Origin of the sequence: Vibrio sp. McD22-P3 (genome assembly GCF_021568915.1) — a bacterium.
In the GTDB taxonomy this organism is placed as follows: domain Bacteria; phylum Pseudomonadota; class Gammaproteobacteria; order Enterobacterales; family Vibrionaceae; genus Vibrio; species Vibrio mediterranei.
Genome location: NZ_JAKGTN010000026.1, coordinates 1 through 14,843, shown reverse-complemented (window position 1 = coordinate 14,843; position 14,843 = coordinate 1). Strand labels below are relative to the sequence as shown.

The 14,843-nt window shown below is 44.0% G+C and carries 12 protein-coding genes, 1 tRNA gene and 2 rRNA genes; 4 read left to right on the top strand and 11 right to left on the bottom strand.

The genetic code is table 11. From position 1 onward, the window contains the following. Positions 1-9: 9 nt before the first annotated feature. Genes gspF through gspC form a run of 4 tightly spaced genes read right to left on the bottom strand, consistent with a single transcriptional unit; the run spans position 10 to position 5,718 of the window. Positions 10-1,239, bottom strand: a complete 1,230-nt coding sequence (gspF, locus tag L2W36_RS23425) for a type II secretion system inner membrane protein GspF (protein WP_038223887.1) — start codon at positions 1,237-1,239, stop codon at positions 10-12. After that, positions 1,240-2,733 (bottom strand): type II secretion system ATPase GspE, encoded by a 1,494-nt coding sequence (gspE, locus tag L2W36_RS23420; RefSeq protein WP_236111738.1) that lies wholly within the window; start codon positions 2,731-2,733, stop codon positions 1,240-1,242. It abuts the gene before it with no gap. Between the two features lie 2 nt (positions 2,734-2,735). After that, positions 2,736-4,760, bottom strand: coding sequence for a type II secretion system secretin GspD (gene gspD, locus L2W36_RS23415; RefSeq protein ID WP_236111737.1), 2,025 nt, complete (start codon positions 4,758-4,760; stop codon positions 2,736-2,738). 31 nt (positions 4,761-4,791) lie between these two features. After that, positions 4,792-5,718 (bottom strand): type II secretion system protein GspC, encoded by a 927-nt coding sequence (gene gspC, locus L2W36_RS23410; protein ID WP_443088407.1) that lies wholly within the window; start codon positions 5,716-5,718, stop codon positions 4,792-4,794. Positions 5,719-6,009: 291 nt separating this feature from the next. On the opposite strand from gspC, the gene hslR reads away from it, so the two are divergent. From hslR to L2W36_RS23390, 4 genes are all read left to right on the top strand, one after another. Further along, on the top strand, positions 6,010-6,396 hold the full coding sequence (hslR, locus tag L2W36_RS23405) for a ribosome-associated heat shock protein Hsp15 (protein ID WP_236111736.1): 387 nt from the start codon (positions 6,010-6,012) through the stop codon (positions 6,394-6,396). A gap of 15 nt (positions 6,397-6,411) precedes the next feature. Then, positions 6,412-7,287, top strand: a complete 876-nt coding sequence (gene hslO, locus L2W36_RS23400) for an Hsp33 family molecular chaperone HslO (protein ID WP_006073352.1) — start codon at positions 6,412-6,414, stop codon at positions 7,285-7,287. Positions 7,288-7,635: 348 nt separating this feature from the next. Continuing rightward, a complete protein-coding gene (gene pckA, locus L2W36_RS23395; protein ID WP_006073350.1) occupies positions 7,636-9,264 on the top strand; it encodes a phosphoenolpyruvate carboxykinase (ATP) in 1,629 nt (542 codons plus the stop codon). 109 nt (positions 9,265-9,373) lie between these two features. Then, entirely contained in the window at positions 9,374-11,284 is a 1,911-nt protein-coding gene (locus tag L2W36_RS23390) for an AsmA family protein (protein WP_236111735.1), read from the top strand. A gap of 19 nt (positions 11,285-11,303) precedes the next feature. On the opposite strand, the gene L2W36_RS23385 is transcribed toward L2W36_RS23390, so the two are convergent. The 7 genes from L2W36_RS23385 to rrf (L2W36_RS23355) form a co-directional block, all read right to left on the bottom strand. Continuing rightward, on the bottom strand, positions 11,304-12,224 hold the full coding sequence (locus tag L2W36_RS23385; protein ID WP_006073348.1) for a bifunctional GNAT family N-acetyltransferase/hotdog fold thioesterase: 921 nt from the start codon (positions 12,222-12,224) through the stop codon (positions 11,304-11,306). Positions 12,225-12,261: 37 nt separating this feature from the next. Continuing rightward, positions 12,262-12,696 (bottom strand): D-aminoacyl-tRNA deacylase, encoded by a 435-nt coding sequence (gene dtd / locus L2W36_RS23380; protein WP_006073346.1) that lies wholly within the window; start codon positions 12,694-12,696, stop codon positions 12,262-12,264. Then, positions 12,668-13,615 (bottom strand): virulence factor BrkB family protein, encoded by a 948-nt coding sequence (locus L2W36_RS23375; RefSeq protein WP_088876533.1) that lies wholly within the window; start codon positions 13,613-13,615, stop codon positions 12,668-12,670. The genes dtd and L2W36_RS23375 overlap by 29 nt, the downstream gene beginning before the upstream one ends. Positions 13,616-13,629: 14 nt before the next feature. Next, a complete protein-coding gene (locus L2W36_RS23370) occupies positions 13,630-14,187 on the bottom strand; it encodes an AAA family ATPase (protein WP_236111734.1) in 558 nt (185 codons plus the stop codon). A 259-nt stretch (positions 14,188-14,446) separates the two neighbouring features. Next, positions 14,447-14,562 (bottom strand): 5S ribosomal RNA (rrf, locus tag L2W36_RS23365). A 48-nt stretch (positions 14,563-14,610) separates the two neighbouring features. Beyond that, positions 14,611-14,686, bottom strand: a tRNA-Thr gene (locus tag L2W36_RS23360). A 63-nt stretch (positions 14,687-14,749) separates the two neighbouring features. Beyond that, positions 14,750-14,843, bottom strand: a 5S ribosomal RNA gene (rrf, locus tag L2W36_RS23355); the annotation flags it as partial.

Genomic DNA, 14,843 nt, shown 5'->3' with positions numbered 1-14,843 from the left:
CTGATTAGATTATCCAGACATTAAATTGTTCATTTCTAAAATTGGCATCAATGTCGCCATTACGATAAATAGTACCAAGCCAGCCATCAGTGCGATTAAAGCGGGAGTAAAAATTCCCAAAGCAATATTTATGGTCGATTCAAAGTTCTGATCTTGGTTATCAGCTGCACGCGTTAACATGCTTTCGAGCTCACCACTTTGCTCACCACTCGCAATCATATGCAGCATCATTGGAGGGAACAGTTTGGTTTGTTCCAGTGCTTTACGAAGACTTGCACCTTCGCGTACATTGTCGGCGGCATTAGAAACTTGCTTCTTAGCAAAATGATTGGTCATCACATCCACTGACACCTTCATGCCTTCAAGAATTGGAATTGCGCTCGAGGTACAGATTGCCAATGTTCGAGCAAAGCGAGAGGTATTAAGACCACGTGCTATTTTGCCAATCAACGGGAGATTAAGCACCTTGGTATCCCAACTCATTCTTATTGCTGGTCTTTTCAATGCAGCTTTGAAGAGGTAAAACAACACCAGAAATACTGCGACAACGACAATGCCCCATTGCTGCACAAAGTCACTGGAAGAAAGCAAGAATTGAGTCGACTTAGGCAACTCTTGTCCCATTTGGACAAACTGACCGACGATTTTGGGTACCACGGCTGCTAGAAGGAACGCCACAATGGCGACGGCAAACACCACCAGCACCACTGGGTAGATCATTGCTTGTTGTAGTTTGGAACGAAGTTTTTGACGGTTTTCAGCGTAATCAGCTAAACGTTCAAGGATAGAGTCTAGATGGCCCGACTTTTCGCCAGCCGCAACCATGGAACGAAATAGCTCATCAAAGATATGCGGATACTCCGCCAAACTGTCTGACAAGGTATAACCTTCGGTGACTTTAGAGCGTATTGCAGCAAGCATACTGCGAATTCGTGGCTTCTCTGATTGCTCTGAAACCGCTTTTAAACACTCTTCTAACGGCATACCCGATTGAACTAGCGTCGATAACTGACGTGTAATAAGCGCTAAATCAGGCGTACTGATACCACGCTTAAAGGCTGGTTTTGACGTTTCACCATTGGCACTTTTGCTCGACTTACCTTTCGCTTCGACAATATCGATAGGAATCATGCCTTGCTCTTTCAGGCGTAAGCGAGCTTGGCGAGCATTATCTCCCTCAACTAACCCTTTTACTTGCTTTCCTTTGGCATTCAGAGCCTTATATTCAAACGCTGCCACTTACGCTTCCTTGGTCACACGCATGACTTCTTCAAGAGAGGTAATTCCATGCTTCACTTTATGGAAACCGTCATCTCGTATACTCGGAGTATGTGAGCGTACTGCTTTTTCAATCGCCTGCTCGCCTGCTTCATCATGAATAAGGGTCTGTACTGTTTCATCAACCATCAAGAGTTCGTGGATACCAGTACGTCCACGATAACCTTTGTGGTTACACTTCTCACAGCCGACAGCTTTATGTAGTACCAGCTCTTCATACTCGGCCAGCCCGAATAACTGCTTAGTAGCGCCATCCGCTGCATAAGGTGCTTTACAGTCATTACATAAGGTACGGACCAAGCGCTGCGCTAGAACGCCGAGTAGAGAAGAGGAAATCAGAAACGGTTCAATGCCCATATCACGCATTCGCGTAATCGCACCAACAGCCGTATTAGTGTGCAGTGTCGACATCACCAAGTGACCAGTTAATGAGGCTTGAACAGCAATTTGGGCCGTTTCAAGATCTCGAATCTCACCCACCATCACCACGTCGGGGTCTTGACGTAGAATGGCACGCAAACCTCGAGCAAAGGTCATGTCTACTTTGGGGTTAACCTGCGTCTGACCGATACCATCAATATCAAATTCAATAGGATCTTCAACGGTCAGTATGTTGCGCTCATTACTGTTGATCTCTTGCAGACCTGCATACAGAGTAGTGGATTTACCAGAACCAGTTGGACCGGTCACCAAAATGATGCCATGTGGCCTCTTAATCAGGTGTCTAAAGTTTTCATGGTTGGCTGCTGTCATACCTAAACTATGCAAATCTAGACGCGTCGCGTTTTTATCTAGTAGACGCATCACCACTCGCTCACCATGTGACGATGGCATCGTAGAGACACGAACGTCTACCGCTCTACCACCAATACGCAATGAAATACGGCCATCTTGAGGAACTCGCTTCTCCGCAATATCCAGCTTAGCCATAACTTTGACACGTGATACCAACAGCGGTGCCAACTTACGACTTGGCGCCAACACATCACGCAGTACCCCATCAATACGAAATCGAATCGACAGCACTTTTTCAAAGGTTTCAATATGAATATCCGAGGCGCCTTCTTTGATGGCCTCGCCAAGCATGGCGTTGATTAGCTTGATTATCGGTGCATCGTCATCCGATTCCAACAAATCTTCATCTTGTGGTAACTCCTCTGCTAAAGAGAAAAAGTCATCACTGTCAGCACCAATATCTTCCATCAACTGACGAGCCTCAGACGAATCACGCTGATAAGCTTGAGTAAGCTTTAAATCAAACTCCTCAGAAGAGAGAGCATGTAAGGAAAAAGGCTGACGAAACACTCGCTTAACTTCTTGCAATGCATTCAACTCCAGCGGCTCTACATAGTAGAGCACGGCGTCTGACTCTAGAGACTCGAACACTACCTTAAAGCGATTAGCAAAGCTAAACGGCAGGCGAGTCACCAAAGGGCGCTGTTGGATAGTGTCCATAATTACTTCGCTTCTACCTGATCAAAGAATGCTTGAATTTCAGATGGGTAGCGCGTGGTATTATTGAACTCAGGTAATACTGGAATGTAGCCGTCATCCATCAGCTTCAAGCCTTTATCCGCCTTGAATAACTGCTCTGCACGAATGTAGTTATATTTACGCTGAGTGATACCATCAGACGTCATGCCATCACGGATAATCGTCGGTTTAATGAAGACCATGAGGTTCTTTTTCTCAACCGTTGTACTGGTGGAAGTGAACAAACGACCCAGATATGGGATATCCCCGAGGAAAGGAACTTTCGACTCACTTTCAGCGGCACGTTCATCAATCAAACCACCCAATACCAGCATCTGACCATCTTGGATCATCACCGAAGTGTTAAGCTGACGCTTAGCAAAACGCACATCTACCGCGCCATTAGCACCAAGAACATTGGAAACTTCTTGCTCAATATTAAGCTGAACCGAGTTACCTTCGTTGATCTGTGGGACGACTTTAAGCTTGATACCTACTTCTTTACGGTCAACCGTTTGGAATGGATTGCTGTTGTTTGAGCCAGCTGTCGAACCGGTCAATACTGGCACTTCTTCACCAACGATAAACGACGCTTCGCCGTTATCCATAACAGTAATGCTAGGAGAAGACAGAATATTTGAGTTGGAGGTACTGGAAACTGCTGTAATAAGAGCGGTCCAATCGCCAAGAGCAATACCTACAGCAGCACCTTGGACACCGCTGAGTGCGCTAGCAAGCTTGGTATAGTCACCTGTGGTCTTGGTTTCAACGTTGTACGGCGTTCCATCCGCTCTATAACGAGTTTCTGTTGTGGTCTTGTCTTTGGCTTCTTCCATACCAACCATAACATTGCCGATAGAAGCTCCCGTATTGGAAAACTGAACCACACTACCCGCAGAGGCATTACCCCATTGCACGCCAAGGTTAGCGCCATCAACGTCGGCAAGTTCAACAATCAGCGCTTCAATTAGAACCTGCGCACGACGTATGTCTAGCTGCTTAATGATCTCAAGCAGGGCTTTCATAATGTCTGGCGGCGCAGTAATCACAAGCGCGTTGGTATCAGGGTGCGCACTGATCATCACTTCAGAGCGGTTTGCTCCACTGCCTGACGTAGAGCCAGACTGCTTCTCTTTCTGAAGGTTATCTGACACCCCTTTTAGCACATCCACAAGGTCTTCAGCTTTGGCATATTTAAGATACTGAACTCGGTTGTTGCCTTTGGTCGCCATCTCAACATCAAGCTGATTAATCAAACGACGTAGACGCTCACGAACCTTAGGGTCACCAGAAATCAAGATAGAGTTAGTTCGTTCATCCGCCACCAGCTTAGGTTGCAAGAGTGCTGGGGTGTTTTTAGCGTCTGTCGTCTTATTTAAAGCATCAACAATACGAACCATTTCAGCGGCAGAAGCATTCTTTAATTCAACCACTTCAACTTCTTTATCACCCGCTTGGTCTACACGGCGAATAATATCTGCTAGGCGATTAACAACGGCGGCACGGCCGGTAATAAGAATGATGTTCGCAGGGTCATAATGAACCACATTACCTGCACCAGCATTATCATTTAGCTGGCGCAACAAAGGAGAAAGCTCTCTTACCGAAACATTCTTCACCGCGACCACACGTGTCACGACACTGTCTCCTGTGACGTTATCGGAATCACCAACTACGGGAATCGCCGAGGTCTTGGCATCTTTTGCTTTGATAACCTTCAAAATGCCATTGTCCATCTCTACGACAGCGAAACCATAGACTTCTAAGACATTAAGAAAAAAGCTGTAATATTGCTCTTCATTTAGAACATCATAGCTACGCACATCGACTTTACCGCGCACTGACGGGTCAACAATGATGGTCTTATCGAGGTTGCGTCCAACGATATTGATAAACTCATGTAGGTCAGTTCCCTTGAAACTGGCACTGAATTCATTGGCTGATACCGTTGGCGCAGCCATCAGGCTCCCCATCAATAACCAGGTACTTGTTTTAAGCCAACTTTTCACTTGTTGCTCCCTTGTAATGCCTTACGCATAACTAAAACTGAATGAATATGTCATGTTGTTGCCCGTCACGCTCTACCGTTAGATTGAGTTCGGTAAGCTCGGAAATAGACTGATAAATTTTCCCCATAGCAGCAGGATCAGTGAGATCGGCACCATTAAGTGCAACAGCAATATCACCATTTTGAAGTCCTACGGCGTTAAACAGCTCTGGATCTCGTCCAGGACTGACTCGGTAACCTTTTACCTGACCATCTCTTTTCACTTGAGAAAGTCGGACATACTGAAAAATCTGTTGTGGATCTTGAGTAATCGTTCTGCGAATCGCTGTCAGCTTTTCTTCTGAATCAATAGGGTTATTTCCCGCAATATTGGAGGCTGCCACTTGTGGCGCCGTCTTCAACTCAAGTTTTTTATATTCCAAGCCTTCTAACATCACCGTCTCATCACGTCCGGAGTTGGAAATAATGATTCGGTCAATCATCACGGCGCTCACCGTCGCTCGCGTGCCTTCAATCTGTTCTCCAATCCCATACGTTCCTTGCTTGCCACGATTGGCAACCACCGCAAGGCTCAAGTTAGGATTACTACTTACCACCGAGCCGACTAAAACCACATTCAAACGTGTTTTAGGTGCATCAGTCACCACTGGCGCCTGTACTACTTTTTGCTCGCGATTGTACCGTCCAAAGATATTGGCTTTGTTGATATCGGAAGAGTGTAAATTATTAGATTGAGTTTGCGCTTGGTTATTAACCGCAACGGGCGCAACCCATTGACTAACAGAATGAGTTTGAGGAAACAATTGCCATAGTAAAGCGCCAGCAATCCAAGCGGACACCGCTAACATGGTTAGAGTAAGCGTTAGGCTAATTTGAGATTGATACTGCAGACAACGACGAAAAAATGAAGATATAGAAGCGGTGTTGATACTCGCAGCCGATATGGATATTCCTTTCACTCTCCTAACTTCCTGCCCTACTAAACATTTACTGACTGTGTAATTAATTGTTATTGCTAAATTATCAGCAATCGTTTTTTGTATGGTTAATCATCTGACTATAGCATAACTACTATGACTGTAGTGCAATCCGCAGAATGGGGTTGAAATAATTAGATCTAAACTCCATTTAGAGGAATATTAGCATGATAAACCTATCAGCAGCTCTCCTCAATTTGTCAGTAATTACTTAAAACTGTCAGGTTATTGAGCACAAGAGCACTGATATTGAGTTAGATAGCAGGATTCAGTATGAGTTCCGAAGAAAAAGCCGTTCGCCTCGATAAATGGCTGTGGGCCGCCCGCTTTTACAAGACAAGAAGCATCGCTCGCAACATGGTCGATGGTGGCAAAGTCCACTATAATGGACAACGTTCTAAACCAAGCAAAATTGTAGAATTAGGCGCTGTCATCGCCCTCAGACAAGGCAATGAAGAAAAGACAGTGACTATTGAGCGTATTTTAGATCAACGCAGAGGTGCACCGGAAGCCCAAACTCTCTACTCAGAAACATCAGAGAGTATTGCCAAACGAGAAGATAACGCGTTGCGCAGAAAACTAAATGCTCACAACCCAAGCCCTGAGCGTCGACCTGACAAAAAACAGCGTCGCGACATTATTAAGTTTAAACATCAATAAGCTGGAGTTTCCTAAATGGCTAACAACACATTAAATCGCTACCTCTTTGAAGAGCTATCAGTGCGCGGAGAGCTCGTGCAATTGGATAGCGCCTATCAGGAGATACTATCCAGCAAAGAATACCCAGCTCCACTGCAAACTCTTCTAGGTGAGTTGCTTGTTGCGACAAGTCTACTAACTGCTACGTTGAAGTTCGAAGGTTCAATTACCATGCAGTTGCAGGGTGATGGCCCAGTTTCCTTAGCGGTAATTAATGGAGACCACAACCAAAAACTACGTGGTGTTGCTCGCTGGGAAGGTGATATTGCTGATGATGCTTCAATCCACGACATGATGGGTAAAGGCTACCTAGTTATCACCATTACTCCAGATCAAGGTGAACGCTATCAAGGCGTTGTCGGATTGGAAGGTGACAATTTGTCAGAAGTGCTAGAGGGCTATTTCGAGCGTTCTGAACAGTTGAAGACTCGTTTATGGATCCGTACTGGTGAAGTTGATGGTCACAAGCATGCGGCAGGTATGCTGCTTCAGGTTATGCCTGATGGTACCGGCTCTCCAGAAGATTTCGAGCATCTAGAGCAGCTCACGAATACTGTAAAAGATGAAGAATTATTTGGTTTAGAAGCTAATGAATTGCTCTACCGTCTATATAACCAAGATAAAGTACAGCTATTCGAACCAAAAGAAGTGGAATTTTTCTGCGGTTGTTCTCGTGAACGTAGCGGCGCAGCTATCGTCACTGTCGCTCAGGAAGAAATATTTGACATTTTGGCTCAAGATGGCGAAGTTGCCCTGCACTGTGATTACTGTGGTTCAACCTACGCTTTTGACGAGCCAGAGATCAAAGCACTTTACGCAGATGCCCAATCGGATAACAAGACCGTACACTAATTTTTAGAGTGTAAAAATGAATAAAAGCCAGATCAGATGTGATCTGGCTTTTTTTGTTCGTTTTATTTAACAAATACGCAAATTATTAATGCAAATGCACTAACAAAAGACGTAAATCATGTGTTACATTTGATCTAACGCAAAGGTTTGCTTTGGGGAGAATTAGCCTAATTTCAATATGTGACAAAACACTTAAAACCATCAATAACTGATGAATAATTTTTGAACTATATCCCTGTTTTCTCGGGTCGCCGTTGCTAGCATGGAGTTCAAAATAAAAAACAAATAATAAATAACGAATTACAAAAAAATTTTAAAATCCCTACAAAAATCCAATAAGGAGCACCTATGACCGTTATGGACATTAATAAGGCTGCACAAATCGATCTTACCAAGTACGGAATCACTGGCGTAACTGACATTGTACGCAACCCAAGCTACGAACAGTTATTTGAAGAGGAAACTCGCGAAGGTCTAGAGGGCTACGAAAAAGGCGTAGTCACTGAACTTGGCGCCGTCGCTGTAGATACGGGTATCTTTACTGGTCGCTCACCAAAAGACAAATTTATCGTTAATGATGACACCACTCGCGACACCATGTGGTGGACATCCGATAAAGTTAAAAATGACAACAAACCTATGTCTAAAGAGGCATGGGATGACCTAAAACTACTCGTTACAGGTCAACTTTCTAACAAACGCTTATTCGTCATTGACGGATATTGCGGTGCGAACCCAGACACTCGACTCTGCATTCGTATTATCACAGAAGTGGCTTGGCAGGCTCACTTCGTTAAAAACATGTTCATCCGTCCAACAGAAGAAGAGCTCGCTACGTTTGAGCCAGACTTCGTTGTCATGAACGGTGCTAAGTGCACTAACCAAAAATGGGAAGAACAAGGGCTCAACTCTGAAAACTTCACTGTATTCAACCTAACGGAAAGAATGCAGCTTATCGGCGGTACTTGGTACGGTGGTGAAATGAAGAAAGGTATGTTCGCAATGATGAACTACTTCCTTCCTCTAAAAGATATCGCATCCATGCACTGTTCTGCGAATATGGGCGAAGAAGGTGATGTGGCTGTCTTCTTTGGCCTATCAGGTACGGGTAAAACAACGCTATCAACCGATCCAAAACGCGCACTGATCGGTGACGATGAGCACGGTTGGGATGATGACGGTATATTCAACTACGAAGGTGGTTGTTATGCGAAAACAATCAACCTTTCGAAAGAAGCTGAGCCAGACATCTACAACGCGATTCGTCGAGATGCATTATTAGAGAATGTTACTGTTCGCAACGATGGTTCTATCGACTTTGATGATGGTTCGAAGACAGAGAACACTCGTGTCTCGTACCCACTTCACCATATCGAAAATATCGTGAAGCCAGTATCGAAAGGTGGTCATGCGAACAAAGTCATCTTCTTGTCAGCAGATGCGTTTGGTGTACTTCCACCAGTTTCTAAATTGACACCTGAGCAAACTAAGTACCATTTCCTTTCAGGCTTTACAGCGAAGTTAGCAGGTACTGAGCGTGGTATCACAGAGCCAACACCAACATTCTCAGCATGTTTCGGGGCAGCATTCCTAACGCTACACCCAACTAAGTACGCAGAGGTTCTAGTGAAGCGTATGGAAGCAGCAGGCGCGGAAGCTTACCTTGTGAATACTGGTTGGAATGGCAGTGGTAAACGTATCTCGATTCAAGATACACGCGGTATCATTGATGCGATTCTAGATGGCTCTATTGAACAAGCAGAAACGAAGACTATTCCTGTGTTCAATCTAGAGGTACCGACTTCGCTTCCAGGCGTTGACCCAACTATCTTGGACCCAAGAGACACTTATGTAGATCCACTACAATGGGAGAGCAAAGCCGAAGATCTAGCGAAACGCTTTATCAATAACTTCGACAAGTATACTGATAATGCAGAAGGTAAATCATTGGTAGCCGCTGGCCCTCAATTGGACTAATTGTTAGATAAACGTTCAATTTTTTAACTCTAGCCCCTCTTTTTGAGGGGCTTTTTCGTGTTTTTCACGCTAAATTATTGTTTATGTTGGAAGGTAGGAAAATAACTTCGTGATAAGAAAGATAATTGCGCTTTGGATAGCATTGCTTGCACTTGGCTTACTTTCAGTTTTGATCGTTTTTGGTGTCTTGCATACACAGTATGCCAAACCAATTATCACTTATGCTCTGCAGCAAGCATTGAACATAAAAGTGGATAGTGAGGCGATAAGTTATCACTACCCTAATAGAATCGATTTTTCGAATGCCAACTTTTCAAAAGCTGAGCACGATTCCATTAGTGTCAACAAGCTATCGGTGTGGTTTTCACTGCCAACGTCGACTTCTAAGTGGCTACACATTAACGAGTTGTATGTTAGTGGTGCCAATCTATCAAACCTTACGCTGGGCCTAGATGCATTAGCTGATTACCAGATCAACAACATCGCTCTCGATCATGTAGATTATTCTGGACACGACGTGATCATCAATGATCTGCAGCTCCAACTAAGAAACCTAGAGGTAGGTACATCAATCGAAAGTACTAGAGCAGACTTTCAAGTTCGTGCTTCCCAGGTCTACTATCAAGGTGAAGCTATTGATGAGCTTCTCCTTGATGGTTCCCTTGCTGGCGACAACACGAAAATCTACGGTGCCTCATTCACGTGGAAAAAGGCGCAAGTTACCACTCAAGCGCAAATTGAGAATGGTCATTGGTCTTTAGTCAACACCACTATCAACAAGCTAAAATTTGATTTGTCAGAACTCAGCCAAGGACCGTTAAGTTCACTCACTTCTGTGATTGGCCATATTAACAGTTTGGATCTTTTAAACTCTGATATTACCTACCAGGGAGCGCATGCAGAAAACGTTAGTGCGTCGTTAGAAAACATCGACCTCACTCGCTCGATATGGACACAAAGTCAAGCGTATCTCTCGCTCGATGCTGACAAGCTTCAATGGCAACAGTTTGATTTCATTGAGCCGACTCTAGAACTCAGCTTTTCACCAAATAAACTCGACATCAAAGATCTCGATACCAACCTTGAACAAGGTCGGATTCAAATAGCAGGTACGTTAACTCCAAATTCAATAGCATTGAACAAAGTCGATTTAGATGGCATCAAGTATTACCAAGAACAACAAAATCACTCTTTAACGGATCTGTTTACTCACTTGCATCTCAGCGATCTTAAACAGCTCTCTATCGACTCGCTGAATATCAACCGTAGTCAATGGATTCAACTTGCTCGAAAGCCTTATTGGCAAGTTACGGGTCTAAACCTACAAGCTGAAGATCTACTTATCAAAAAAGATTATCGTTGGGGCTTTTGGCAGGGAAGCGCTATTGCGTCAGCCAATAGCGCTAGTATCGATAAAATAATCGCCAACCAAGTGGCCGTTGAAACCAAAAGCACTGATGGAAAGTGGCAACTCAACCGGCTGTTTATCCCTTATGACAAAGGATACATCAGCGCCTCAGCAGAACTTGACTTTGCTGCGCCAAGTCAGCCTTTACGAATTGATGCTGAAGCATATTCAGCCCCTGTCGAGCTACTCAATTACTTAACTGACAGTAAACAAATACAAATTTCCGGCTTAGCCGATGTGGCGCTGTCAGTAAATGCTCTTACGGCAGACAAGTTATCGTTACAGCACACTTTATCGGGCTCTCTTGAAGCCAATTTCTACAACACTCAAATGACAACTGAAGAAACTGATACTTATAATGTTTCTCTATCGCCATTTAAGTTAAGTGCAGATAGAGGGCAGCTGACCCTTGCCGCATTCGAGGTCTCGAGCCAAGAGTGGAATGGGAAAGCAGAAAGCACTATCGACCTAAGAAAGGATCCACTACGTTCACTTCGATTAACATTGCACTCCGAGTGCCGCTCTCAATATCATGTTGAGTTGTTGACTGGTCACATCGGGCTTGAAGAAGCGGAATGTGCAGATCAAAAAAAGCAGCAGATTCAACCATAACCTGCTGCGATTGAGATTATTATGTGGAAAGTAGCGTGTCTTTATAGTTTGGTAGCAACATATAAGTACCAACAAACTCGACGGCAGGCACATCTCCACTGTAGATCGTAACATTGATGATGATGCGCGCCTTTCTACCAGTTGCCAATCGGTCTAAGTCGCCACTAATACCATCAAGAGAAGTCACCGATACTGGACTCATTTCTACGGGATGACGATAACGAATGCTACTGTCTGCCAACACGATATCAGCATGTAAACCTCGCTCACGCATCAAGAGCCATGTCATCCCCCATCCTGTTAATGTCGCAAGAGTAAAGGCAGAACCGGCAAACATTGTATTGTGTGGATTGAGGTTAGGATTTAGTTGGGCACCACATTCAAAGCGGTAACCAGTATATTGGTTAATCTTAATACCCATTTTATCACTGATTGGTATCTGTTGCTCCCAACGCTCTTGCAGCTCAGCACACCATTCAGGTCTTCTTAATACTTTAGCCAAAGGGTCAAGCTGTTTAACCATTTGTAGGTGACGAACAGGACCTTTCTGATCATTAAGTTCACCTTGGCTAGTGAATCCATTTTTCTCGTAGAATGAAATTGCATCTTCGCGGGCATTACAAACTAGGCGCTTCACCCCTTCTTGACGTGCAAATGATTCCAATGCTACTAAAACAAGAGAGCCCATCCCTTTATCACGGCGATTGCTTTTTACCGCCATATAACGAATTTGGCCTTCGTTATCAGGCGTAATGTATAAACGTCCGATAGCCATAGGTCTTCCTCGACCATCCACTATCATACGGTGATGACTCATTTCATCGTATTCATCACGTTCAGAACCGACTGGTAGTCGCCACGGCTCTCTTAGCATCTGCCATCTAAATTGGTAGTACTTAGCTAACTGGTTGTCAGTTTTAGGAGTAATAAGCTTAAACATAGATATCCTTTCGCATGCAAACTAATGCTCTACTCGATTATACTTGTAGCCAGAAGGTAACAGGCCCATCATTGACTAATGATACTTTCATATCAGCAGCAAAACGGCCGCGTTCAGTCGGTAAAACTTCAGAACAATGATCTGAAAAGTAATCATACAGACGCTCTGCATCAGTAGGATGAGCCCCTCGCGAAAACCCAGCTCTTGTTCCCTTCTTAGTATCCGCAGGTAAGGTAAACTGCGATACGACTAAAACACTACCACCGACTTGTTTGACGTTGAGATTCATTTTTCCGTCTTCGTCTTCAAAAACACGGTATGTCGTGACTCGCTCGACCAAACGTTTTGCTTTCGCTTCATCGTCGTCTTTTTCTACACCAAGTAGCACTAATAAACCTTTGCCGATCTCTCCGACGACTTCGCCGTCTACTTTTACCGCCGATTCACTCACTCTTTGAATTAGTGCTATCACTTATGGTTTCCTTGTTATCACGCATTTCAGTCACAGCTTCAGATTGTAACATGCCCGAATCGGGTAGCCAGTGTTCTTTCTCCCCCATCGCAGCCGTGAACTCCGCACCGATAAGTACAATAAACCAACACAAGTAGATCCACAGGAATAAGATTGGTATCGCCGCTAAAGCACCATAGATAAGCTGATATGACGGAAACTGCGTGATGTAATAAGCAAACCCCTTTTTGCTTATTTCAAACAATAAGGTAGCGACTATTGAGCCAACAACAGCATGACTGAAGTGTACTTTTTTGTTTGGAACTAACATGTACAGCCCGATAAACGCAAAGAACGCCATTATTGCTGGTAACCATGCGATGAAGAGGCTAAAAGCACCGCTAACCACATTATGTTCTAGAGCTTTCAAAGAGGTCACATAGGAAGTACCAACTATACTTGCGCCGATTAAAATTGGTCCAAGGGTTAGTATCATCCAGTACATGGAAAATGAAAAAACCATGCGGCGTTTAACTCTGACTCGCCAAATATAGTTGAGATTCTTATCAATATTAGAAATCAACATGAGTGCCGCGATAAATAAGAAAGCACTACCTATTGCCGTCATTTTACCGGTATTTGATACAAACTCGACTAACGCAGAGTACACAGCATCTCCGGCAGCAGGAACAAAATGCTGAATAATGAAGTCTTGAAGCACTTCTCCTGTATTAGAAAAAACAGGAAATGAGGACAGTACGGAAAGCAGTACCGTCAAAAGAGGGACGATTGATAGTAGAGTGATATAAGCAAGATAACCTGCATTCACATTAATCCTATCGTGAGACATTCTTTGGGCTAAATAACGGGAGAAATTTAAGGTTTCTTGCCCAACAAATAACAGTCTCTTAATAACCACATCTGGGCTTTTGATTGGCATCTAATTAATCCTTGCTATGCTGTCTGGCCCAAATGAGCATAAGACTCGGCCAAAACAAACTCTACTCGTTGCTCTAGTTTTAAAAAAGGCACTGATATACAGCGGTATCCTAGAGACTGGTATTGTTTTATCAATTGTCGATGAATCTCTAATGCTTCTTCAAACGGATAAGGTCGAACGTCATCTTGAACGTATGTATCAGTGTTAGGTTCGCAAGTAAAAACTAGGGCCTGATATCCTACCTTAGCATGTTCCGTTACTTTTGGCGGAATCGACTCGTTTCCAAAGGTTAAGTAGGCACATATATCCGGAATGGCACGATCCAAAAAGCTCAGTTGTTCACTTGTCGACGCTACCTGCTTTTGATTCATCATATCTTTAAAGCATAGTTCAGCAAAAGCAGCTAATTGATTCCAAGGAAGTATTCCATTTTCTAGTTTCGACTGTTCTTCAATAAGCTTTCTCGGTACTTCTTCAAACGTCTTACAATCACGAGCAGCTAAAGCATCAAGCAGTGTTGTCTTACCAGACCCTGGCCCGCCTGTAATAATAAAGGGACTATGTCGTTCCATCGTAATCTTGCTAGTAGGTAAAGATAGTAACGAGTCTAACACTGTTTTGATGTGATAAAAGATGGCAGTTTGAAGAAGATGGACGGAATTAAATAATAAATCCAAACATTACTACAACTGTAGCGAAAGGAAATAGGTAATAAAGCACTATAGCAAATGCGGAAACGTGGAATTAAAGCTTGGCAATATCCTACGGTGTGACGACCTGAAAGCAACACATACGAAAACGCCCCAGCAAATGCTGAGGCGTGGAAATAAAGCTTGGCGATGTCCTACTCTCACATGGGGAAACCCCACACTACCATCGGCGCTATTGCGTTTCACTTCTGAGTTCGGCATGGAATCAGGTGGGTCCACAATGCTATGGTCGCCAAACAAAATCTTGCTTGGGTTCACCTTGCTCTGCAAGATGACTCTATATACTGGTGCTGATACCCAGACTCGAACTGGGGACCTCATCCTTACCAAGGATGCGCTCTACCACCTGAGCTATATCAGCATAGTGGTTGTCCTTCAGGACTAAAAAAGCCCGTCTTTTCAAACGGGCTCTTTCAAATTTAAAGCCTGGCGATGTCCTACTCTCACATGGGGAAGCCCCACACTACCATCGGCGCTATTGCGTTTCACTTCTGAGTTCGGCATGGAATCAGGTGGGT

Coding starts and splice junctions, on each gene's coding strand:
- gspE (WP_236111738.1), bottom strand. CDS start 2,733: ATGGACACTATCCAACAGCGCCCTTTGGTGACTCGCCTGCCGTTTAGC.
- hslR (WP_236111736.1), top strand. CDS start 6,010: ATGAGTTCCGAAGAAAAAGCCGTTCGCCTCGATAAATGGCTGTGGGCC.
- hslO (WP_006073352.1), top strand. CDS start 6,412: ATGGCTAACAACACATTAAATCGCTACCTCTTTGAAGAGCTATCAGTG.
- pckA (WP_006073350.1), top strand. CDS start 7,636: ATGACCGTTATGGACATTAATAAGGCTGCACAAATCGATCTTACCAAG.
- L2W36_RS23385 (WP_006073348.1), bottom strand. CDS start 12,224: ATGTTTAAGCTTATTACTCCTAAAACTGACAACCAGTTAGCTAAGTAC.
- L2W36_RS23375 (WP_088876533.1), bottom strand. CDS start 13,615: ATGCCAATCAAAAGCCCAGATGTGGTTATTAAGAGACTGTTATTTGTT.
- L2W36_RS23370 (WP_236111734.1), bottom strand. CDS start 14,187: ATGGAACGACATAGTCCCTTTATTATTACAGGCGGGCCAGGGTCTGGT.